The sequence below is a fragment of the Collinsella sp. HCP28S3_E12 genome (assembly GCF_052065595.1).
Taxonomy (GTDB): domain Bacteria; phylum Actinomycetota; class Coriobacteriia; order Coriobacteriales; family Coriobacteriaceae; genus Collinsella.
Genome location: NZ_JBQHTS010000003.1, coordinates 110,689 through 132,355 on the forward strand (window position 1 = coordinate 110,689; position 21,667 = coordinate 132,355).

20 protein-coding genes are annotated in these 21,667 nt (G+C 59.3%); all 20 read right to left on the reverse strand.

All coding sequences use genetic code 11. The features are described 5' to 3' along the window. Positions 1-33: 33 nt before the first annotated feature. Positions 34-702 (reverse strand): DivIVA domain-containing protein, encoded by a 669-nt coding sequence (locus tag ACTNBY_RS02105; protein ID WP_441063189.1) that lies wholly within the window; start codon positions 700-702, stop codon positions 34-36. Positions 703-764: 62 nt separating this feature from the next. Further along, positions 765-1,052, reverse strand: a complete 288-nt coding sequence (locus tag ACTNBY_RS02110; protein WP_427727642.1) for a YggT family protein — start codon at positions 1,050-1,052, stop codon at positions 765-767. 15 nt (positions 1,053-1,067) lie between these two features. Beyond that, on the reverse strand, positions 1,068-1,796 hold the full coding sequence (gene sepF / locus ACTNBY_RS02115; RefSeq protein WP_154515266.1) for a cell division protein SepF: 729 nt from the start codon (positions 1,794-1,796) through the stop codon (positions 1,068-1,070). 60 nt (positions 1,797-1,856) lie between these two features. Beyond that, entirely contained in the window at positions 1,857-2,594 is a 738-nt protein-coding gene (locus ACTNBY_RS02120) for a YggS family pyridoxal phosphate-dependent enzyme (protein ID WP_441063190.1), read from the reverse strand. 120 nt (positions 2,595-2,714) lie between these two features. Further along, positions 2,715-3,572 (reverse strand): phosphate signaling complex PhoU family protein, encoded by an 858-nt coding sequence (locus tag ACTNBY_RS02125; protein WP_427719211.1) that lies wholly within the window; start codon positions 3,570-3,572, stop codon positions 2,715-2,717. Positions 3,573-3,664: 92 nt separating this feature from the next. Next, positions 3,665-4,468: a phosphate ABC transporter ATP-binding protein PstB gene (gene pstB, locus ACTNBY_RS02130; protein WP_089571588.1), complete on the reverse strand. Its 804-nt coding sequence runs from the start codon at positions 4,466-4,468 to the stop codon at positions 3,665-3,667. Positions 4,469-4,480: 12 nt separating this feature from the next. Beyond that, on the reverse strand, positions 4,481-5,386 hold the full coding sequence (pstA, locus tag ACTNBY_RS02135) for a phosphate ABC transporter permease PstA (protein WP_427727613.1): 906 nt from the start codon (positions 5,384-5,386) through the stop codon (positions 4,481-4,483). 3 nt (positions 5,387-5,389) lie between these two features. Further along, the gene (pstC, locus tag ACTNBY_RS02140) at positions 5,390-6,316 is read right to left on the reverse strand and encodes a phosphate ABC transporter permease subunit PstC (protein ID WP_441033191.1); all 927 of its coding nucleotides are present in this window, start codon (positions 6,314-6,316) and stop codon (positions 5,390-5,392) included. A gap of 1 nt (position 6,317) precedes the next feature. After that, a complete protein-coding gene (locus ACTNBY_RS02145) occupies positions 6,318-7,154 on the reverse strand; it encodes a phosphate ABC transporter substrate-binding protein (RefSeq protein ID WP_427795805.1) in 837 nt (278 codons plus the stop codon). Next, positions 7,151-7,951: a polyphenol oxidase family protein gene (locus ACTNBY_RS02150; RefSeq protein ID WP_441063191.1), complete on the reverse strand. Its 801-nt coding sequence runs from the start codon at positions 7,949-7,951 to the stop codon at positions 7,151-7,153. The genes ACTNBY_RS02145 and ACTNBY_RS02150 overlap by 4 nt, the downstream gene beginning before the upstream one ends. A gap of 210 nt (positions 7,952-8,161) precedes the next feature. Then, complete coding sequence (gene ftsZ, locus ACTNBY_RS02155) at positions 8,162-9,313, reverse strand: cell division protein FtsZ (protein WP_427719199.1); 1,152 nt, start codon at positions 9,311-9,313, stop codon at positions 8,162-8,164. Between the two features lie 200 nt (positions 9,314-9,513). Next, positions 9,514-10,530 carry a cell division protein FtsQ/DivIB gene (locus tag ACTNBY_RS02160; RefSeq protein ID WP_427719196.1) on the reverse strand — a complete coding sequence of 339 codons (1,017 nt, stop codon included), beginning with the start codon at positions 10,528-10,530 and terminating at the stop codon, positions 9,514-9,516. A gap of 205 nt (positions 10,531-10,735) precedes the next feature. Next, positions 10,736-11,647, reverse strand: coding sequence for a UDP-N-acetylmuramate dehydrogenase (gene murB / locus ACTNBY_RS02165; RefSeq protein ID WP_154515248.1), 912 nt, complete (start codon positions 11,645-11,647; stop codon positions 10,736-10,738). 5 nt (positions 11,648-11,652) lie between these two features. Then, positions 11,653-13,071, reverse strand: coding sequence for a UDP-N-acetylmuramate--L-alanine ligase (murC, locus tag ACTNBY_RS02170; RefSeq protein WP_441063192.1), 1,419 nt, complete (start codon positions 13,069-13,071; stop codon positions 11,653-11,655). 96 nt (positions 13,072-13,167) lie between these two features. After that, on the reverse strand, positions 13,168-14,283 hold the full coding sequence (gene murG, locus ACTNBY_RS02175) for an undecaprenyldiphospho-muramoylpentapeptide beta-N-acetylglucosaminyltransferase (protein WP_427719191.1): 1,116 nt from the start codon (positions 14,281-14,283) through the stop codon (positions 13,168-13,170). Next, entirely contained in the window at positions 14,273-15,793 is a 1,521-nt protein-coding gene (ftsW, locus tag ACTNBY_RS02180) for a putative lipid II flippase FtsW (RefSeq protein ID WP_441063194.1), read from the reverse strand. The genes murG and ftsW overlap by 11 nt, the downstream gene beginning before the upstream one ends. A 9-nt stretch (positions 15,794-15,802) precedes the next feature. Continuing rightward, a complete protein-coding gene (murD, locus tag ACTNBY_RS02185; RefSeq protein WP_441053968.1) occupies positions 15,803-17,209 on the reverse strand; it encodes a UDP-N-acetylmuramoyl-L-alanine--D-glutamate ligase in 1,407 nt (468 codons plus the stop codon). A gap of 9 nt (positions 17,210-17,218) precedes the next feature. Next, on the reverse strand, positions 17,219-18,238 hold the full coding sequence (gene mraY / locus ACTNBY_RS02190; protein ID WP_154515238.1) for a phospho-N-acetylmuramoyl-pentapeptide-transferase: 1,020 nt from the start codon (positions 18,236-18,238) through the stop codon (positions 17,219-17,221). Between the two features lie 3 nt (positions 18,239-18,241). Continuing rightward, entirely contained in the window at positions 18,242-19,666 is a 1,425-nt protein-coding gene (locus ACTNBY_RS02195) for a UDP-N-acetylmuramoyl-tripeptide--D-alanyl-D-alanine ligase (protein ID WP_441063195.1), read from the reverse strand. A 124-nt stretch (positions 19,667-19,790) separates the two neighbouring features. After that, entirely contained in the window at positions 19,791-21,434 is a 1,644-nt protein-coding gene (locus tag ACTNBY_RS02200; RefSeq protein ID WP_441063196.1) for a peptidoglycan D,D-transpeptidase FtsI family protein, read from the reverse strand. Between the last annotated feature and the right edge of the window lie 233 nt (positions 21,435-21,667).

The window sequence follows — 21,667 nt, forward strand, 5'->3', positions numbered from 1 at the left end:
GCTCCTTTTAAGAGCTAGATTGTAGTTTTGGCGCTAGTCCAGGTCGTCCGCGGCAAAGTTGTCAATCGGGGCGAAGGGGTCGGCCACGGGGACAACCGGATCAGCGACAGGCAGCGGCTCGGCGGCAGGCATGGACACGGCAGGAGAAGCCGCGGAACCGACCGGCGTAGAAGCCAGCAGATCGGCCGGGAAGGAATTCTGAGCATCGTCCATAAAGTGCTGAATGAGCTTGAGATACTCGGCCTTGAACTCCTCGCGGGAAGCCTTCAGACGGTCAATCTCCTCGAGCTCGGCCTGCTTCTCGGTCAGGGCCTGACGGATGACCTCGCGGGCCTTGGCGTCGGCCTCGTTGCGGATGCGGTCAGCATTCTCGTTAGCGTCGTTGACAATCGCCTCGGCGGTCTGCTGAGCCGCAATGAGAGCGGCGGAAATCTGACGCTCCTGAGCGGAGAAATCGGGAGCGGGAGTGGCGACAGGGGCAGCCTGAGCGGCAGAATCCTGGGCCTGCGCAAGCTGAGCCTGCGTATCGGCAAGCTGCTGCTCGGTGGCGGTCAGGCGACCCTTAAGATCAACGATCTTGGCAAGCATAGCGTCGACCTCGGAGGACAGGGTCTCCAGGAAGACGTCGACCTCGGCGGGATCGTAGCCGCGCTTGGCCTCAGAGAAGGTCTGAGCCTGGATGTCAGCAGGGGTAATAGCCATAACAAGTTCTCCTTTATCATCGCCTTGGCGCTAAGCGCCCGACATAGGTTACTGAGCCAGTCCTATACGAGTATACCTATAAGTAGCTGCAGAATGAGCTTCTGCACCAACTGCAACGCAATAATCGCAACGACCGGCGAAAAATCGATACCGCCCATCGGCGGCATAAACCGGCGAAACAGGTTGAGCCAAGGGCCGCAAACGCTGTCGAGCACCGCCGCGATATCCTGTAGCAAACCACCCTGCTTCATGGGAATCCACGTCATAAAGCAGTAGACCACAATCAACGTGGAATAAAAATTAAACAGCGTGTTGACAAGCTGAACGATGGTGTAGATGTTGATGGGAATCTCCTCGCCTTGTCTTTACTTGAGATAGCCGTCGGCGCGAAGCTTCTTAAGATCCGAATCCTTGACCTCGCAGCCGGCGGGCAGCACCATAAACACGCGATCGCCCACTTCTTTGACCGAAGCGCCCAGGCCGCAGGCAAAGCCATAGCTAAAGTCCAGGACGCGTTTGGCGACCTCGGTGCGAACGCCCACAAAGATCAGCGCGACAGGCTGCTTGGTACGCACGCGGCGCACAACCGTCTCCACGTCGTCATAACTCTCCGGACGAAGAACGTAGGCCGGCAACTGAGGCGTGGCGTTGATGATATTGCTCGCATAGGCAGAGGCATCGCTCGGCGTTGAAGCAGGAGCGGGCACAGCGGCCGCGCGGACCCGAGCGTTCTCGGCGTAGCTTGACGGCGTGTCATAGGCGCCGGGACGATAACCGCCCGCAGCGGCATCCTGAGAGCGCGAAGGCGGATTGTACGTCGTAGCGTGACGGGAGTCGTCGCCGATCAGTTGACCGGAACGCGTGTACACAGCAACCGACTCAGCCTCTCCGCGGCGTGTCTGCCCCAGCAGTCCATTGCTCGGTTCATCTTGCGTGTAGAAGCCCTCGCCCGAAGCACCGCTGTAGCCGTTGTTCTGATAGCCGTCGTCATAGCCGTCATCGTAACCGTAGTCATCATCCTGGCCATAACCCTGGTCATAACCCTGCTGGCCGCCTAGGTGCATTTTATTTTTAATTTCGTCAAGGAAACCCATGGTTGTGTCCTCTCACGGTCTAATGCAGGCGCTCTGATAATCAGCGCGCACTTCAGGCTCTTATTTTACTTCAAACTCCGGGCTGAATACTACCCTGCCCAGGCGAACAAGCGTCGAGCCTTCCTCAAGGGCAGGCTCAAAGTCCTCGCTCATGCCACAAGATAGCTCAGGCAGACACAGATCGGGGTGTGCCGTCTCCAGCTCATCCCTCAACTCACGCAGCCCGGCAAAGGTGCGGCGCGCCACATCCTTATTCCCCCGGGGTGCCATGGTCATAAGCCCCTGCACACAAATTCCCTCAAGTTCCGCAAGCTCGCCAGCCGCGGCACGAACCTCATCGGGCGAAAAGCCGCCCTTGGACTCCTCCCCGCTTACATTGACCTCTATCAGCACCCGCTGGGGAGCAGAAAGCTCGCCCGCCTCAATCTTGCGGACGGCACGGCTCGAGATAGCCTGCGCCAAATGAAGCGACCCCACCGAATGAATCAGCTCGGCCGCACCCAGCACCGCATTGATCTTGTTGGTCTGAAGATTACCGATCATATCGAAGCGCACCTCGGGCAGCTCCGGATGCTCCGCCAACCCCGCAAGCTTGCGAACAAGCTCCTGCGGACGGTTCTCGGCAAAATGACGATACCCTGCCTGGATGGCGGCAACGGTCTCATCGACGCCAACGGTCTTGGAGACGGCAATCAGACGTGCGGCATCGTGAGAACGGCCCGCGTGATCGAGTGCGGCATAAAAGCGTTCGAGAATCTGCTCGCGGCGAGCGCGCATCACGTTCAAATAATTATCCATTGCCAATCGCCTCCGCAGACAGACGTACAAGTAGTCCCATGCTAACGCAAGAGCGCGGCCCTGCATGTGCAAGGCCGCGCTCACTTAGGTATTTACAATCTTTCGACGAACGGAGCTACCCTACTCCTCGTCATCCTCGGTATCGTCCTCGTCCTCGAGGTGCTCGAGCAGGTAGCGAAGACCCTCGCTCACCTCGTTAGCGGGCACCTTGGCAACAAAGCGCGCATCGACAGCGGGCCTCATGATGACGCCCTCGCCCGAAGGTACGCGCATGCTCTCGAGCTCATCCTCGTCCGTACGGGCGATATCGCCGGCGTTCATGCGCTGGCCGGTCAAAAGGAAGGTCAGACGGCAGGCGGCATCGATGGAAATCGAGGCGATGCGATCGAGGTAGCGCGAAACCATGATAGCGCGGCGCAGATCGTCATAATTGCTGTCGTCGTCCATAAACTCGCCCGCGTCCATGCGGTTGAAGGTACGGAAGAACTTCTCATAGGCCGCATGCACCGGCTCGTCCTCGACGGCCAAGTTGCAGATGATGGACATGTCGTTGGTGACGAGCGCGGAAAGCGACGAGCCCAGCACCTGGTATACGGCTTCGGCCTCGGCCTCAACCGTACCGACGAGCTCCTGGGGCAGCGAGATATCGGCCTTGACCATATGACGCGTGGCGCGGCAGATCTGGCGAACCTTATCGGTCATGCGCTGCAGGTTAAAGTCGACGTAGATGATTGTCTGCAGCAAGCGGAAGTCGGAGGCGACCGGCGACTGCGTAGCGATCAGGTTGTAGCACACGGCCTCCAGGTTGGCGCAGCGCGCGTCAATCGAAAGCGTGCGCTTCTTGGTCTTGGTGGCGAGCTTGCGGTCGTCGGTCACATAGGCCTTCACGGCGTCGTGAAGAGCCAGGTCTACAGCCTCGTAGATGCTCAACATCTCGTGACGAGCCTCGACGAGCTGACGGGAAAACAGTTTGCGCATGGTTCACTCCAATCAGTTGGGTGCGGTCATGCCGCCCGCACAGTGAATACGCACCGGACCAGGTCCGATCGGCTCGGGACTAGTCGCACCGATCAGCCAAAGCGGCCGGTGATATAGTCTTCCGTCCGCGAATCCACCGGGCTGGTGAAGATCGCGTCGGTTTGACCATACTCGATGAGCGTGGCGGGCTCGCCGGCAACCTCCTGCAAGAAGAAGGCGGTGTAGTCGCTAATGCGGGCTGCCTGCTGCATTGAATGTGTGACGATGATGATCGTCATCTCGGGCGCCAGCTCGGCCATCAGATCCTCGACCTTGGAGACGGACGTGGGGTCGATGGCGGAGCAGGGCTCGTCCATCAGAAGGACATCGGGCTGCACCGCGAGCACACGCGCGATGCACAGACGCTGCTGCTGACCACCCGAGAGCGCCAAACCATCCTTGTTGAGCTGATTGGATACCTCTTTCCAGAGGTTGGCGCGCTTGAGCGATTCTTCCACGATGTCATCGAGGTCGCTTTTGCTAGTCACGCCCTGCAGACGAGGGCCAAAAGCAACATTCTCGTAGATGGATTTAGGGAACGGGTTGGGCTGCTGAAAAATCATGCCCACGCGGCGGCGAAGGTCGACCGGGTCGACGCCCTCGGCATAGATATCGTTGCCGTCGAGCGTCATGGTGCCCTCGACGCGCGTGCCCTCGATAAGGTCGTTCATACGGTTGATACAGCGCAAAAACGTCGATTTGCCGCAGCCCGAAGGGCCGATAAACGAGGTAATGGCGTTTTTGGCGATGTTGAGGTCGAGCCCCGTCAGCGCATGAAAGTCACCGTACCAAAAGTTGAAATCCTTGGCCGTGATGGCCGCTTGCTCCAGCGTGGGAGCGGACTGATAGACGGACATGGGACTCCTTAACTAGCGGCGCTTGCGCGACAGATAACGCGCAAACAGGTTGAAGGCCAGAATAATCGCCATCAGCAAAAGCGCGGTGCCGTAGGCTGCGTTCATGTTGATGCCGTCATTGGCAAGCAGATAAAGGTGAACGGTCATGGGGCGACCGGAATCGAGCGGCGAAATAGGCAGGTTGATGGCCTGGCCCATGGTGTAGAGCACCACGGCGGTCTCGCCGATGGCGCGGCCGATGGCAAGTACGATGCCGGTGGCGATGCGGCCAAAAGCCGAAGGAAGCACGATCTTGGAGACGACCTGCCACTTGGTGGCACCCAGGCCATATGCGCCCCAACGGATATAGCGCGGAACGGCGCGGATTGCCTCCTCGGTGGTACGCATGACAATGGGCAGCATCAGAAGTGCGAGCGCCAGGGCGGCCGAAACCATCGAAAGACCCAGGCCCATGGCCTCGACAAACAAGGCGTAGCCAAAAAGGCCCATAACAATGGAGGGCACCGAGGCCAGGGCATCGGCAGCATAGCGAATGATGTCGACAACCTTGCCCTGCTTGGCATATTCAGCCAGATAGACCGCAGCCAAGACGGCAACCGGCGTGCAGATGAGCATGGCGAGCGCCGTCACGTAGACGGTCGAGACGATAGTGGGCCAAATGCCGCCCTCGGCGTTTACTCCCTGCGGCCAGCCAAAGATAAAGTCGAGCGAGATGTGCGGCAGACCGTTGATAACTACGTAGGCGATGATGGCGACCAGCACCAGCGTGGTGATATAGGCCGCGGCGCGAAACACGCCGAGCATAATCTTGTTGGACAGATCCTTGTTGATGCGGCCCTTCTTACCATGGGAAAGGGCACGCTTGATGCGTTCGCGCGACGAGGTCGTATCGACCGTCGTGTCAACGGAATCGGACATAGCCTACCCCCTCTTCTTCTTGGAAATCAGACGGACGATGCCCACCAATGCGGCGGAAATGATAAACAGGACCACGCCCATGCCAAACAGAGCCGAGCGGTGCAGGCCCGAGGAATAGCTCATGTCGAGCGCGATCTGGCTCGTGAGCGTCGAGATGGGGCTCGAGATGCTGTCCGGGATGACCGGAGCGTTGCCAACGACCATGAGCACGGCCATGGTCTCACCGATGGCACGACCCATGCCCAAGACAATCGCATCGACGATGCCCAACTTGGCTGCAGGCAGCACGACCTTGTAGATGGTCTGCCACTTGGTGGCACCCATGGCATAGGATGCCTCGCGAATGCCCATGGGAATGGAATTGAGGGCATCGATGGTGAGCGTGGTGATGGTGGGAACGATCATGATGGCGAGCACGAGCCACGCTGTCAGCGCACCAAAGCCAAGACCGCCGGTCAGCTGCGCGATAAACGGACGGATGATAACCATGCCAAAGAAACCGTAGATGATGGAGGGGATACCCGCCAGCAGGTCGACGGCGGGGCTGATGAGACTGCGCACGCGCTTGCCGGCGATCTCGACCAGATACACGGCCGTGCCCACACCCAGGGGCACACCCATGGCGAGCGCACCGACCGTCACCAGACCAGAGCCCGCCAGCAGCGACATGATGCCGTAGTGGCCCTCGGAGGGCGCCCACGTAAAGCTAAAGAAGTCCGCCAGACCGATGTCGGTAAAGACGGGCAACGCCGAGTACGTGGTAAAGACAAAAATCAGGATGACGGTAACGACCGCCAAGAACGCGCAAGCAAAGAAGATCCACTGCAGCGCCTTCTCTTTGAGATAGGTGCTGCGCGACACCAACGCCAACTCACGCTTTTTGGGCGCCTGAGCCTCTCGCTCAATCTGGGGGGTTTCCTGTGCTTCCATGCTACTCACTCCCCTTTCCGTCGTTGGTGACGGGAATAAAGCCCGCCTCGCGAATCTGCTTGTCCATCTTCTCCGACGTCACATAGTCAATGTAGTCCTGTGCACGCTGCGAAGGCGTACCCTTCACAAAGAAGTAAAGGTCGCGCGAGATGGGATAGCCGCCACTTGCGACCGTCTTCTCGGATGCCTCGACATGGTTGACCGAAACAGCCTTAACCGAAGTCTTAGCGTTGAGGCTCTCGACAAAACCCAGCGAGATGTAGCCAATGGCACCACGCGAACGGGATACGACATCGCGTACCTGGCCCGTGCCCGAAAGAACGGCAGAGCGACGATCGAACGGCGTGCCGTCCATCACGATGGTACGGAAGGCCTCGCGCGTACCGGACGCCTCATCGCGGTTAATAACCTGAATCTTCAGGTCCTCTCCGCCGACTTCCTTCCAGTTGGTAATCTTACCGGCGTATATGTCGCGAAGCTGCTCGGTCGAGAGGTTGTCGACCGGATTACCGTCGTTCACGATGACTGCGATGCCGTCGTGCGCGATTACAATCGGGGTCAGGCCCAGATCCTGCTCGTCGGCATTGAGGCCACGAGACGAGCTGGCGATGTCAGCCGTGCCGTTGCTGACGGCCTCGATACCGGCAGAAGAGCCAAGGCCAGAGACGAGCACGTCGGTGCCGGTCTCCTCCTTAAAGCCCTCGGCCGCAATCTCGGCAATGGGAAGGCAGGTGGTCGAGCCGGCCACGGTGATAGAAGACGTGGAAGATCCCGAGGAGCAGGCACACAGCGTAAGCGTGAGCACTGCCGCGCTTAGGACCGATGCGATCTTTCTCATAGCATCACGCCGATCGCAGCATGGCGCCCACAGGTGCCGCCCTCGTTGCGGTAGGAATAAAAGCGGTCGTTCTGACGAACGGTGGAGAGCTTGGTGTCCACAATGCCGTTCGCTTCGACGCCGGCGTCCATCAGCGCCTCGCGAATGGCGGCGGAAAGATCGAGCATACGAGAAGCGGCAGCATCGATGCACGCGAACTCGGAGGCAAAGCGGACCATAAGTTCTTGGGACACCTCGTACTCGTCACCCAGGATATGGGGCCCAATATAGGCAGAGATGTCGTCTGGCTTGCAGCCAGCCGCCTCGCAGAGCGCTTGGCACGCCTTGGCGGAAATGCGCGCAATCGTGCCCTTCCAGCCAGAATGCACCACGGCAAAGCCGCCGGGAGCCACCAGCACAACGGGAACACAATCGGCAAAGCAAAGCATCACGGGCACCTCATGCGCCGTGCAGACGAGGGCATCGCAGCCCTCGGCAATCTGCTCGCGAATGTTCTCGAGATCATCGGCGCCGTTCGAGGTCACCGTCACGACATTGTCACCGTGTACCTGATTGGGGACAAGCAGGTTGTGCTCGCACTCGACAATACCCATGGCCTCGAGTACGCGGCGACGATTTTCTTGAACGGCAAAGGGGTCATCGCCAACATGCGAGCCCAGATTGAGTGAGGAGTACGCATCTTCGGAAACACCGCCAGTGCGTTCGGTGAAGGCAAAGCGGACATCGTGCGTCGCGCCCTCTACCAACGTAACTCCATCATGGTCGACACGCGAAACGTTGTCCGCACGTGCTGCCATACTAAAGCCTCCTAATAACACGAGTATCGCGGCCAAGCCGCAGCAGTCCGTGCCATACGGCTGCCATACTTCTACAAAAGGATACCCGCAGCGGTAGGAACCAAACGTAAGGGGAACGTAAAGAGATTGGAGACTTTCGTTTACAAACGAGAAACAAAACGGGGTGCATCCAAATGGACACACCCCGTGCAGGTCGTTGAGAAAAACGAACTAGAAGCTACCACGCTTAAGGAAGTCGGGAAGCTCAAACTGGTCGTTACCAAAATTGGGAAGCTCCGTACCGCCGACATTGCGGGTCGGGGCAGACTGAGCCGAGCTTGCAGCGGGAGCGGTACGCTGAGGCTCGACAACGGAAGCCTTGCTCTGGGACTGCTGGGCAGCGAAGAGCTCGTCCTGACGGTTGACATTAGAGTCGGAGAAGCCCGTAGCGATAACGGTGATGCGCACCTGATCGCCCAGGGACTCGTCGACAACGGTACCAAAGATGATGTTGGCCTCGGGATCGACGGCGTTGGCGACAACGTCGGCAGCGTCGCTGATCTCTTGGATGCCCAGATCCTTGGAGCCGGCGATGGAGAGCAGGACGCGCGTAGCACCATCGATAGAGCTCTCGAGCAGCGGGCTGGAAATAGCCTGCTGGGCGGCGTCGACGGCACGGGTGTCCCCAGAAGAAGTACCGATACCCATCATGGCGGTGCCGGCCTGCTTCATGATGGTCTTAACATCAGCGAAGTCCAGGTTGATGATGCCCGGGACGGTGATGAGGTCGGTGATGCCCTGGGTACCCTGGGAAAGGACGCCATCGGCAATCGCGAAGGCCTCGAGCATGGTGGTCTTCTTCTCGGCGATGTCGAGCAGCTTGTCGTTAGGGATAACGATCATGGTGTCGACGCAATCGGAAAGGGTCTTAATGCCCTCTTCGGCGCTCTTCTTACGCTTGCGGCCCTCGAAGGTGAAGGGCTTGGTCACGACGGCGACGGTCAGCGCACCGACCTCGTTCATCGCGATATCGGCAACGATGGGAGCGGCGCCGGTGCCGGTGCCACCGCCCTCACCGCAGGTGATGAACACCATGTCGGCGCCAGCGAGCGCCTCGGCGATGTCATCGCGGGACTCATCGGCAGCCTTGCGACCAACCTCGGGGTTGGCGCCAGCGCCCAGGCCGCGGGTAAGGTCGGTGCCGATGTGGACCTTGATATCGGCATCAGAGATCGCGAGCGCCTGAGCATCGGTGTTGATGGCAACAAACTCGACGCCACGAATGCCCTCTTCGATCATTCGATTGACCGCGTTGGTACCGCCGCCGCCGACGCCGACCACCTTAATGACGGCAAGGTAGTTGTTGATCTCTGTCTCGTGCATGTCGGTCCTCCGAACAAAGGTTATAGCCATAGCATGGGTTGACCCCTGCGCACATTAACCTTCAGGTTGAAAGTAAATGCAAAGGTAAACCGTATTATGTTTGCACATTATGAACGTATCAGTCAAATAATTGACCGTGAAAACCAAACAAACCAGATAAACGGCGTGGTATGGCCCCTCAACAAAGCCACGCACCGACGCTAAGCGGTCGGTGCGTTTCTAAACGTATAGTTGCCGGGAGACCGAACGTTAATGTAGGTTACGCCCTCTACCTGCGACAGAAGCTTGGTCACGACGCGTTCCTTCTTGGCGATATCATCAGAATCGCCCAGCGAGACCTCAACGCCATTATCAAGATTCGCCGAGATGGCCTCGACCGAAGGTATAGAAATATCCTTGATCTGCGCCAAGAATTCGCCGGAAAAACCACGCACGTAATCCAGGCCCGCTTTAACGGCCTTGGAAGAAACAGCCCGCCCCGAGACCGGCTCGACATCAGCCGAGACATCGGTAAGCAGCACGGCCCCGTAGTGCTTGGCCAGCGCCAACGCAGCATCGATGCCGCTCAACGTGTTGGCGCCCTCACCCGAAGTGACGACATTTCCCTGGTCGTCCACCTCCACAGAGGTCGAAAGCGGTGCGATCCAGGTGTCATCGTCGCCGATGGCCCAGGCAAGATCGTCGGAACTTATATAAGCGATCGCGGTGACCTTGCGCTCCGTCGGCGTAATGACGAGCGTGTGGGGAAACTGCCGTTGAACGTCCACGCCCGAGACCCACGGGTTCTGCTTGAGATCTTCGGTAATCTGGTCGGGATTTACGTTGAAGAGCGATGTGTTCTCGGGCAGACTGATCAGCTGCATGGCATCGTGCTTGGTCACATGCTCGCTGCCCTCGATCTGAATATCGGTAGCGGCAAACAGGCCGGAATTGATAACGACGATGGCAACGACGGCAAGCACGGCCACAGCCGCCAAGATACCGCCCACGATTTTGCCCTTGCCCTTAACGGCAGAGGCGGCCTCGGACGTCTTACTCGCCATGGCGCCAAGCGACGACAGCGGATTGATACCCTTATTGGTCGCAGGTGCCTTAGTGGCGGGCACCGACGTCAACGAGCGCGGCTTGGCAGCGCCCAACGTACGGCCGGGATGCGTCGCTTTAGCCCCCAGCGAGGGCTTGGGCGTCACTATGGGGCGAGAGGGCTTGGCACCCATCGCCGACTTAGACGTCACCGAGGGGCGCGGAGCCGGGTGAACCGTCTTTTTTGCGGCAGTGCGTCCACCAAGTTGCGAGCCGACGACCGGACGTTTGGCGGACCGTACGGATCCAGCGGGCTTGGAGGACACAGGGGGCTTGCGTTGAGGCTGGACGGGTGCGCCGGAACGCCCTCCGGCGCGGCGGAAGGTAGGTTTCGATGCTCTAGAAGCCGAGGAATTTGACTTCCGGTCTGAGCTCGATGCCATACGCCTCCCTCACCTTTCCGTGCACATGCCTGATAACCGCGGCCACGTCATCGGCCGAGGCGGTACCGTTATTAACGATAAAATTAGCGTGTACGGGCGAAACTTCCGCACCGCCAACCGAAAAACCCTTTAATCCACAATCCTCAATCAGCTTGCCAACGCTCGCGTCGGGTGGATTGCGAAAGACCGACCCGCAAGAAGCGCGACCCATGGGCTGCGTGCGTTTGCGCCTCGTCAGGTACCGCTCCATACGCTCGCGAATGTCGGCCTTAGGCGCAGGCTTGAGCTTAAGCACACACTCGAGAATAATCTCGTTACGCGGCAGGCTGCACTCACGGTAGCCCCAGGCAATCTCGGACCCCGCATAATGCTTAATGCCGGATGCCGGGTCAAACGTGACCACATCCTCGACAAGCGAACCTATCCACTCGGTACGCGTACCGGCGTTCATAGATACGGCGCCGCCGACCGAGCCGGGGATGCCAACCGCAAACTCAAGGCCCGAAAGCCCGCGCGACAGGGCATCGTTGACCAAACGTGCGAACATAACGCCCGCGCCAACGGTCAGCGTGCAACCGTCCTCGGCAACAACGGTGCGCTGAAACTCACGCCCCAGCGAAATGACGGCGCCGCGATAGCCCGCATCGGCAACGAGCAGATTAGATCCCTTGCCGATAATGACCCACGGCACCTGCTCACGGTCGAGCACCGCCACGGCACGACGAAGGGCATGATAGCTATGGCACGTCACGAAGAGGTCGGCCTTGCCGCCGATACGATAACTCGTATGACGCGCAAGGCGTTCATCCTCGACTACATCCGTGTCGATCATGCCCGAAAGCGCCATGACGGCGTTAAACAGACCCATAGGGGCTAAGCGTCTTTCTTGGCAGTCAGATACTCGATGAACTCAGGGCCAACGGTCGTAACGTCGCCGGCGCCCATAGTAAGCAGCAGATCGCCCTCACCTACCATCTTCTCGAGCTCACGATTGAGCTCGAGACGGCTGGAGCAGTACACGACCTCCTTGCCAGGGTGCTTGGCGCGCACAGTATCAGCGAGCATCTTGGAGGTTACGCCCGGAATCGGCATCTCGCCGGCAGAGAACACATCGATGAGCAGCAGCTTATCGGCATTGGCGAAGGCATCGGCAAAGTCATCGCACAGCGCCTGCAAACGCGAATAGCGGTGCGGCTGGAACACGACGTCAACATGCTTGTAGCCTAGCGACGAGGCGGCGGCGAGCGTCGCCTTGATCTCGGTGGGGTGATGGCCGTAGTCATCGACCACGCTGATGCCATCAATATCGCCCACATGGGTAAAGCGGCGGCGGACGCCCTCAAAGCTCGAAAGCGCCTCAGCTGCGGCATCGACGTCGAGACCCAGGACATGGGCAACGGTTAGCACTGCCGTGGCGTTGAGCATGTTGTGGCGACCGGGGTTGCTCTTGATCTCGACAGCATGCTCGGTCCCATCCTCAAAGCGAACGGTAAAGTCGCTCTGAATGCCCTTGACATCCGGATGCACGCAGACGACGTCGTTGGTTTCGGCAAAGCCATAGGAAAGCACGTGGCGACCCGTCGACTTGGCGAGTTCGACCAGATGCGGGTCCTCACCGCAAACGATGACGGTACCGCTCTCTCCAACCAGGCCCATAAACTTGGCAAAGGTGGCCTCGATCTCCTCGATGCCCGAGTAGTGGTCGAGATGGTCGGCCTCGACGTTGGTCACGATGACCACGTTGGGGTTCAGGAACAGGAACGAGCTGTCGGACTCATCGGCCTCGGCGACAAAGTAGTCACCCGAGCCGTTCTTTCCGTTGGTATCGTAACCCTCGACGATACCGCCGATCAAAAAGCTGGGATCCAGACCCATGCGGTCGAGCATGGTGGCACACATCGAGGACGTCGTGGTCTTGCCGTGCGTGCCGGCAACAGCGATGGTGGTGTAGCCGTGGCCCAGAGCCGAGAGCATCTTGGCGCGGGGCCACACAGGAATACCGAGCTCGCGAGCACGCACAAGCTCGGGGTTGGACTCGGGAATAGCGGTAGAGACCACGACCACGTCGGGCTTGACCTCATCGATCGTGGCGGCCTCGTGGCCCACATGAACCTTCACGCCAGCACGGGTAAGCTGACGAATGTAGCGCGAGGTCTTAAGGTCGGAACCGGTAACGGCATAGCCACGCTCGTGCAAAACGAGAGCGATACCGCTCATGCCGGCGCCACCGATACCGATAAAGTGGGCGCTCTTGAACTCGGGCGCGGAGGTTGCAGTCTGGGAATCAGCCATGTGCTCGTGTACTCCTTGCGTAAACACTGCCTGTAACCCGTTAACTGTACCGCACCTACCGCATCCGCGCGAGCGCAAGCTCGATATCCCGTCTAACTAACGCAAACCCTCTACCGCATCGGCCAAAAGTGCGGCGGCGCGGTCCTGAGCCAACCCGCGCGCCGCCTGACGCATGGCATCGCGCGCTGCGGCGTCATCGACCAGATGCAGCAGCTCCTCGGCAAACGCCGGAGCATCGATATCGGCATCGGCACAAAGCACGCCGGCACCGGCATCGACCAGATAACGCGCATTGGTCGTCTGGTGGTCGGCCGTGGCATGCGGATACGGCACGAGCACCGAAGGCACGGCGAGGGCGGCAATCTCGGCCACGCTCGAGGCGCCGGAGCGCGAGAGCACCAGGTCAGCTGCAGCTAGCATGTCGCCCATGTTGTCAATGTAGGGCTGGACGCGATAGCGCTTCGTCTCATCGGACGTCAGCGCCAAAGCACGCTCGGTGTCCTCAAAGCCGTCGGCTCCCGTCGAATGCAAAATGTAGAGATTCTCGCGGGTCAGCAGCTCGCTCTTGAGCGAGGCTACGCGCTCGTTGAGATGCTGGGCACCGAGCGAACCACCAAAGACGAGCAGAAGCGTCGCATCCTCGGGCACGCCAAGTGCCTCGCGGCCGCGGGCGCGATCGCCCTCAATGACCGAGCGGCGCACCGGATTACCGGTCATGAGCACATGCTCGGGGTCGCCCTCGCGCTCAAAGACAGAGCGCGCAGCCGGCACCGAGATACACACGCGGGCGGCATGGGAACTCATCATCTTATTGGCCAGGCCCGGAACAGAGTTCTGCTCGTGCAGCAGATACGGAACGCCCGCATCCTTGCACCAGCCCAGCAGCGGGACCTCGACGTAGGCACCAAAACCGATAGCCGCATCGGGCTTGCCAACCTTTGAGAAATGGCTGGCGAGCGAGCGCTTGGCCTTATTGACGCGCCACAGCGAGCTCAGCGCGGTCCAAGGACGGGAGCGGTCGAAGCCCGTGACCGTGATAGGTACAAAATCGAACCCGGCCTCGGGAACCAAACGACCCTCGAGCTTGTGCGACTGGCCCACGAACACAACATGATGTCCGCGGTCGCGCAACTCCTCAGCCAAGGCAAGCGCAGGGTTGATATGTCCCGCCGTGCCGCCGGCTGCGATAGCAACGGTCATCTTATCGGTCATGAAAATCCCTTCGTACGCGCGGTCCCTGATCGTCGGTGCGCAGACGCGCCGACGGGTCCGAATTCAAATTGATTCGATTATATCCGCCGCCCGAGCTTCGGGGGTTCGGGCGTTGGGGACGCCCCTGCGGAGCCGTTCGCGGGCGCGGACGAGCCGCCGGCTCGGACGCAGAGCCATCCAAGACGGTAAAACCGTTGCGCGAAGGGCGATCGCCGCGCACATGGGGCACGCCGGCGGTGCTCTCGTCCATAACGGCAAAGCTCTCGCGGCGACGGTCGTACTCATCACGACGGGCGCTCTCGTGCGAGACGCGCAAGATCAGCCCCGCAAGCATAAGCGATACGATAATCGACGAACCGCCGTAGCTGATAAACGGCAGCGGCTTACCCGTCATGGGAAACACGTTGAGGATGCCCAGCGCATTGATCAAAAACTGTACCGCGAGAATGACTGCGGAACCCGATGCCATGAGCGCTCCGCGACGGTCCGCAGCCTGTTCGGCAATGCGAAACGCTGAGTAAATCAGCATCGCAAAGACCAGGAAGAGCAGCGCGGTCCCGACAAAACCGACCTCCTCGCCGATAATGGCCAGAATATAGTCGTTGTGTGCCTCGGGCAGATACGAATACTTCATGGTGGAGTTACCGATGCCGCGGCCGAACAAGCCGCCCGAAGCAAACGCCATGATGGCAAGCGTTGCCTGATAGCCATCGCCATACTCGTCGGCCCAAGGGTTCAGGGCAACCTGAACACGCACCATGCGGTACGGCTCTGCAACAAGCGCAAACACACTCATGACAATGACGAGAATGATCACGCCGATGATAAACTTGGGGTCTAGGCCCGCAAATAACGCCATACACATGAGGGTCAGCGAGATGATCAAGACGGTGCCATAATCGGGCTGGATAAAGATCAAAAAGAGCGAAATGCCCAAGTAGACGACCATCTTACGAAGGAACTCGTTGATGTTGCCACCGGGCGAAAAGAAACGGTCGAGTATGATGGCAGAATACGCGATGGCAAACGGCTTTAAAAACTCAGACGGCTGGAACTGAATACCGGCGATGTTGAGCCAGCGCGTGGCGCCACGGCTGCCACTGCCGACAAGAAATACCGCAAACAACAAGAGAATCATGCCGATAAGGAAGATCCTAAGTACATTTTCCCCAAACCAGCTGTCCGGCAAGACGCGAACGATCGCAACCATGGCAAGCACGCCAACTCCGGCAAAGGTAGCCTGTCGAACCAGGAAAAACGTCGCCGAGCCGTTCTCGTGCAATGCCTCGACCGATGACGCCGAGTACACCATCAGCAGCCCAAAGCACACTAAAGTAAACAGGCACGCCATGAATATCAAACGAGGGCGCATGATGCGGGCGGGGACGCCGGCAATATAGCGTTCGCTGAGCGTCTGCCCGCCGCGACCGGAACGCGGCGTACTGCGCTGCGAGGAAGCACGGTCCGAGTCGGGCCTCCTCATATCTTGTCGGGGGCTCTCCTCTCTCACCGGCGGCCCCTATTCCATTTGCGATTTCGCTGCGGCGGCAAGCTGGGCCACGTAGTCCTTAAACACGCGGCCGCGCTCCTCGTAGCCCGAGAACTCATCGAACGAAGAACAGGCGGGAGAAAGCAGGATCACGTCGCCTCGGCTCGACAGCGAACGGGCAACGTCGACGGCGTCGCGCAGGTCGTCAGCCTGAGCGATATCAACGTCACCATCGACATCGGCCTCGTCCATAGCGGCGGTAAAGCGCTCGCGCGCATCGCCAAAGCAGACGACCGATCGCACGTTGTCCATGACAACGCGGGCGAAGGACTCGAGTGGCGTGCCCTTATCGTGACCACCGAGCAGCAAGATCACGTCGTCGTCGGGAAACGCCGTCAGGGCCTTTTCGACCGCATCGGTGTTCGTTGCCTTGGAATCGTTGACGTAGCGCACGCCATCGATCTCGCCACAGGGCTCAACGCGGTGCTCCAGCGGCTGGAATGAGGCCAGGCCGCGACACACACCGTCGACATCGGCACCGACGGCCAGGGCAGCCGTGGCAGCGCACAGGGCATTGATGACATTGTGATGTCCGGAGATTTTGAGCTCGGACGTGGCGATGAGCGGGGTCTCGACGCCCTTCAGGCGAATGACCATCTTGCCATCGCGCACAAATGCGGCGTCCTCGCCCGCAGGTTCGTCAAAGGCGACCTTGCAGATGCGACGACCCGGCGTGTAGACATACTCATCGAATTCATGGATACCGGCATCCTCGACGTCGATAACCACAAGGTCATCATCGACCATATTCTCGAAGAGCTTAATCTTGGCGAGCGCATAGTTCTTATGGCTCTTGTGCCAGCCCAGATGGTCGGGGGTAATGTTGAGCAGCACCGCCACACGGGGGTGAAGCTCGGTCGTCGTTGCGATCTGATAGCTCGAAAGCTCAGCTACAAACCACTCGTTATGCGCGCGGTCGTCGATTTCGTTCACCGGAGGCTCACCGATATTACCGACAGCAACGCTCGCCTCGCCCGCTGCCTTAAGCAGGTAGTCGGTCAGCGACGTGGTGGTCGTCTTGCCATTGGTGCCCGTAATGGCGATCCAATTTTGGGGAGACAGGCGGTAGGCAAACTCGGGCTCACCCATGATCTGGGCAGCGTGATCGCGGCCAGCCTTAAAGAATGCCGAGAACTCCGAGATGCCCGGACACGTCACACATACATCAAACGCGCCCTCGACCTGCTCGGTTCCGTAGACAAACGATACCCCGCGCGCCTCGAGCGAGCGCGTGGCATCATTGGGCTCGGACGTGCCGCCACCGTACACGGTAACGGTACTCACGCGCTCGGGGTGCGCAAGCGCCCAGCGAGCGACATCTAGACCGGACTTACCCTGGCCCAAGACGAGCAGGCTAAAGGAATCTGCAAGAGGCATGAAAAACCACTATCCCAACTGGAAAAACAGGGCAAGGCCCAGAGCGCCAAAAGCGGCAGCGACAATCCAAAAACGGATGACGACCTTAGTCTCGGCCCATCCCTTCTTCTCGAAATGATGATGAATGGGCGCCATAAGGAAGACGCGCTTATGCGTAAAGTGGAAGTAGACGACCTGAATCATGACCGACAGGGTCTCGACGATAAACAGGCCGCCGATGATGAGCGAGACGACCTCGGTGTTGGTCATAATGGACGTGCAGGCAAAGGCTGCACCCAAGGCAAGAGAGCCGGTATCACCCATAAAGATGCTCGCCGGATAGCAGTTGAACCAAAGGAAGCCCAGGCAAGCACCAGCACATGCGGTACAGAAGATAGACAGGTTTACGTCACCGTGCAAAAACGCCATGGCAGCCATGGCAAGCATGGCAATCATGGAGGTGCCACCGGCAAGGCCGTCCAGGCCATCGGTCAGGTTCACGGCATTAGAAAGACCGGCGATCATCAGCCAGCAAAAGACGATATAGAGCCACGGAAAGGTAAGGCCACCAATGGTGGTCGAGAAGATACCGAGGTCAATCGTCAGACCGCCGGGAAAACGAATCTCGGGGGCAACGCCGCACCAGCTGACGGCAAGCACAGTAAACGTGACGCAGATGATGGTGAGACCGATCATCTTGGCGTGGGGCGTCAGGCCGAGCGAACGACCGTGCGTGACAGATGTCAAATCGTCGATAAGGCCCAGAACGCCGGTTGCAAGCGTGGCAAGCAGCACGAGCACAAGCTCGGTGGTGAGCTTGCCCATCAAAAGGCACGTCAGCGAAACGGCTACGAGAATGACAACGCCGCCCATGGTGGGCGTGCCCTGCTTAATCAGGTGGCGTTTGGGTCCATCGGCGCGGACCTGCTGGCCGATACCCTCGACCTTAAGAAGCTTGATCCACCACGGCATGAGCAGCAGCGCAATGGCGGCGGCGATGCCAAGTCCCAAAAAGGCCTGGTATGTAGGATACGCGGGGTTCCCGAACATGGGCTAGCACACACCTTCCACAAAGCGGTCGAGCTCGACAAAGCGAGAGCCCTTGACCAGCACAACATCATGTTTCTCAAGTGCGCCGGCCATACGGTCGAGCACCTGCTGATAATCGGAGAACACCTGGATGCGGTCCTCATCCATGCCCATCATGCGCGCGGCTTCGGCCATACGAGCGGCCAGCTCACCGCCCACGCACGCCAGCATATCGAGCTTCTTAGCCGCGGCATAGGCGCCCACCAGCTCATGCATGCGGGGGGCCTCGTCGCCCATTTCGCCCATCTCGCCCAGAATCGCCATTCGAGAGCCAGAACACGAAAGCGAGCACAGCAGGTCAAGGCCAGCAGCCATGGATTCGGCGCTGGCGTTATACGAGTCGTCGATAATGCGGGCACCGCTCTTGGCGTGTTTGATCTCCTGACGATGACCGGTAATCGCGATACCCCTAAAGGCAGCATCGATCTGCTCGGGGGTCACACCCAAACGATAGGCAACTGCGGCGGCCTTAACGGCATTGGGAACGGACTGGACGCCGGGAATGACGAGCATGGTGTCAACGGACTCACCCATGCCAAAGTCAAGCGTAAAGACCGGGCGGCCCTCGTCATCAATGTGAATGCCGCGGGCGCAAACCTCATCAACATCCGAAACACCCGCCAGCATCACGTCGATACCCGCGGGCTCGGCAAACGTCTCACGAATGAACGGGGTGAAGTCGTCTTCGCCGCCCAAAACCAGCAACGGGAGAAGGTCGTCGGCGGCACACATGCCCCCAACAATCTCGGACTTAGCGCGGGCGATATTCTCGCGACTTCCCAGGATTCCAATATGAGAGGTGCCGATCTTGGTCACGATGGCAAGGTTGGGATTGGCGGACCGAGAAAGGCGCTCGATCTCGTGAAAATGGTTCATACCCATCTCGAGAACCAGCACCTCGGTGTCGGCAGGAGCGGCCAAAACCGTGAGCGGCATACCGATCAGATTGTTGAAATTACCCTTGGTGGCCCAAACGCGATAGCGCTTGGCAAGCACTGCCGCAAGGACATCCTTGGTCGTCGTCTTACCGATAGAGCCGGTAATGCCAACCACGAGGCAGCCAAGCTGCGTGCGATAGGCATGTGCCAGGCGCAGCAAAAATTCCTCGGGATCATCGGTGTGTAGGATGGCGCAGCCCTTACGCTGAGCCAGCGATACAAGCTCGGCGTTGGGCTCGCGCGTCATCACAACAGCGCCGGCGCCCGATTCGATGGCGCGGGAAGCAAAATCGTTGCCGTCGACTTTTTCACCCGGAAAGGCAACAAAAATCGCGCCTTCCTCAACCTGGCGCGAGTCGATAACGCACCCACGGCATACCCGATCGGCTTCTCCCGTCACGGTTCGGGCCCCTGTTGCGGCCGCGAGGTTGTTGACGGCGATCTCTATCATTGCAGCTCCCCTGTAAACCTAATAATGCTATCGGCGTATTGTATCCCAGCGCCGCGCATGCGTGGTGCAGGGCATGTGAACACCCTCCAGATTAATCGACAGCCCTTTTCAGGATTGTAACCCCCTACTTGGTGCGTGGGATACCCAACACATCGAGCGCGTTAGCCATAATGACCTGGAACGGCACGGCGGCGGCATCCGAACCGCTCGGCGTTCCGTCGAGCGTGATATAGCACAAAACCTTGGGTGCTTGCGCCGGGGCAAACCCCATAAAGGACGACATATAGCTCGCTTTGAGGTAGCCGCCTTTTTCATCGGCGCGCTCGGCCGTACCGGTCTTACCCGCCACGTCGTAACCGTCGACGGCGCCCCCGACACCCGTGCCCTCGGAAACGACCGTCTGCATGCACGATATCACCTGGGCGGCGGCGTCCCCAGAAATCGCCTGCTCGCCCTCGCCCCAGTCCTTCTCCTCGCCTTTGCTGGATTTATAAAAGTGCGGCGTCATCATCACGCCGTCGTTGGCAATGCCACCCACGGCGCGCGCAATCTCGATCGGCGAGACAGACAGCGCTTGGCCAAAACTCATCGAGCCCAACGTGGCGCCGTCATACTGGTCACGCTCCTTGACAATGCCAAGGCTCTCGCCGGGAAAATCGATGCCCGAACTGTGTCCAACGCCCCATTTGTCCACGTACGCGGCAAAATCGTCCGCGCCGATCTTATGCCCGACCAATACAAAGCCAACATTGGATGAGCGGCGCATCATCTCGCGCACATCCATGGTCATGGCGTAGTCACGCTTATCGGCATCGGTGACGGTATCGTCGCCGACCTTAATGCTCGCCGGCACCTCAAACGACGTACTCGAGCGCACGACGCCCAAATCGAAACCCGCACCTGCAACGAGCGTCTTAAAGACCGAACCGGGTTCATACGCATCGGTGACCAAGCGCAAGTTCATATCCTCGGTCTTGGCGTTTTCCAGATTGGTCGGGTCGTAGGTCGGATACGAACAGGCGGCCAGAATCTCGCCGGTAGTAGGGTCTGTCACCAAAGCCGAACCGTTCTTGGCTTTGGTCTTCTCGACCGCCTCCGCCAGAGCGTCCTCTGCTGCACGCTGGATATTGACATCCAGCGTCGTCACGATGTCAACGCCATCGATGGCGGCAACCTTTTTATAGGCGCCACCCGCAATATAGCTATCGTCCCTCGCACGCTCTCGTACCAGCGTGCCGTTTGTTCCGGTCAGCAATTTGTCATATTGCTTTTCAAGGCCCGTTAGGCCCACGTTGTCAACGTTCACCACGCCTAGAACCTGCGAAGCCAGATTGCCGTATGGATACACCCGCTTCATCGCCTGCTCAAAGAGCACGCCGGGCAGATTTTTCTTCTTCAATGCCGCGGCATCGTCCTCGTCCACCTGGCGCTTGATATACACCCAAGTGCCATCGGACTGAACCAGCTTGCGGCAAGTCTTCTTATCGATTCCAGTCGCCTTAACCAAGGCCGATACCGTTTTATCGACATCCTCGATCAGCTGTGGATTCACGGCGACATTGCTGCACTCGACCGACGACGTCAGCACGTTGCCGTTTCGGTCGTAAATCGTGCCGCGTTTGGCGTAAAGCGTCTCCGCAAGCAGGCGTCGAGCATCGGCGCGCCCGCGTAACTCATCGGCATTTACGATCTGGTAGTCGGTAAGGCGGATGGCGCCCGCAGCCAGGCCCAAACCGATACAACCCATGACGACATTACGGCGAGGCAATGGCGTCCCCGTAAGCCATTCGGTCGAAGATCGTCTATTCGATCTGCTATTGCGTACTTGAGGGTCATCCGAGCCGCGAAGGCGCGACATTGGGTCGTTGCCACGATTCGACCCCAAGTTGTAAGATGACCGACCCGATCCTTGATAACCAGAACGTCCCTGCGAAGAGGGACGTCCCTGCCCGCGACTCCCGTCTGGACCGCGGCGATAATCATTTGTCATACTCAGCTACC

Bases quoted from the DNA above. Each gene is read 5' to 3' on its own strand.
- ACTNBY_RS02105 (WP_441063189.1), bottom strand. From the start codon at position 702: ATGGCTATTACCCCTGCTGACATCCAGGCTCAGACCTTCTCTGAGGCC.
- sepF (WP_154515266.1), bottom strand. From the start codon at position 1,796: ATGGGTTTCCTTGACGAAATTAAAAATAAAATGCACCTAGGCGGCCAG.
- ACTNBY_RS02120 (WP_441063190.1), bottom strand. From the start codon at position 2,594: ATGGATAATTATTTGAACGTGATGCGCGCTCGCCGCGAGCAGATTCTC.
- ACTNBY_RS02125 (WP_427719211.1), bottom strand. From the start codon at position 3,572: ATGCGCAAACTGTTTTCCCGTCAGCTCGTCGAGGCTCGTCACGAGATG.
- pstB (WP_089571588.1), bottom strand. From the start codon at position 4,468: ATGTCCGTCTATCAGTCCGCTCCCACGCTGGAGCAAGCGGCCATCACG.
- pstA (WP_427727613.1), bottom strand. From the start codon at position 5,386: ATGTCCGATTCCGTTGACACGACGGTCGATACGACCTCGTCGCGCGAA.
- pstC (WP_441033191.1), bottom strand. From the start codon at position 6,316: ATGGAAGCACAGGAAACCCCCCAGATTGAGCGAGAGGCTCAGGCGCCC.
- ACTNBY_RS02145 (WP_427795805.1), bottom strand. From the start codon at position 7,154: ATGAGAAAGATCGCATCGGTCCTAAGCGCGGCAGTGCTCACGCTTACG.
- ACTNBY_RS02150 (WP_441063191.1), bottom strand. From the start codon at position 7,951: ATGGCAGCACGTGCGGACAACGTTTCGCGTGTCGACCATGATGGAGTT.
- ftsZ (WP_427719199.1), bottom strand. From the start codon at position 9,313: ATGCACGAGACAGAGATCAACAACTACCTTGCCGTCATTAAGGTGGTC.
- ACTNBY_RS02160 (WP_427719196.1), bottom strand. From the start codon at position 10,530: ATGGGTGCCAAGCCCTCTCGCCCCATAGTGACGCCCAAGCCCTCGCTG.
- murB (WP_154515248.1), bottom strand. From the start codon at position 11,647: ATGGGTCTGTTTAACGCCGTCATGGCGCTTTCGGGCATGATCGACACG.
- murC (WP_441063192.1), bottom strand. From the start codon at position 13,071: ATGGCTGATTCCCAGACTGCAACCTCCGCGCCCGAGTTCAAGAGCGCC.
- murG (WP_427719191.1), bottom strand. From the start codon at position 14,283: ATGACCGATAAGATGACCGTTGCTATCGCAGCCGGCGGCACGGCGGGA.
- murD (WP_441053968.1), bottom strand. From the start codon at position 17,209: ATGCCTCTTGCAGATTCCTTTAGCCTGCTCGTCTTGGGCCAGGGTAAG.
- mraY (WP_154515238.1), bottom strand. From the start codon at position 18,238: ATGTTCGGGAACCCCGCGTATCCTACATACCAGGCCTTTTTGGGACTT.
- ACTNBY_RS02195 (WP_441063195.1), bottom strand. From the start codon at position 19,666: ATGATAGAGATCGCCGTCAACAACCTCGCGGCCGCAACAGGGGCCCGA.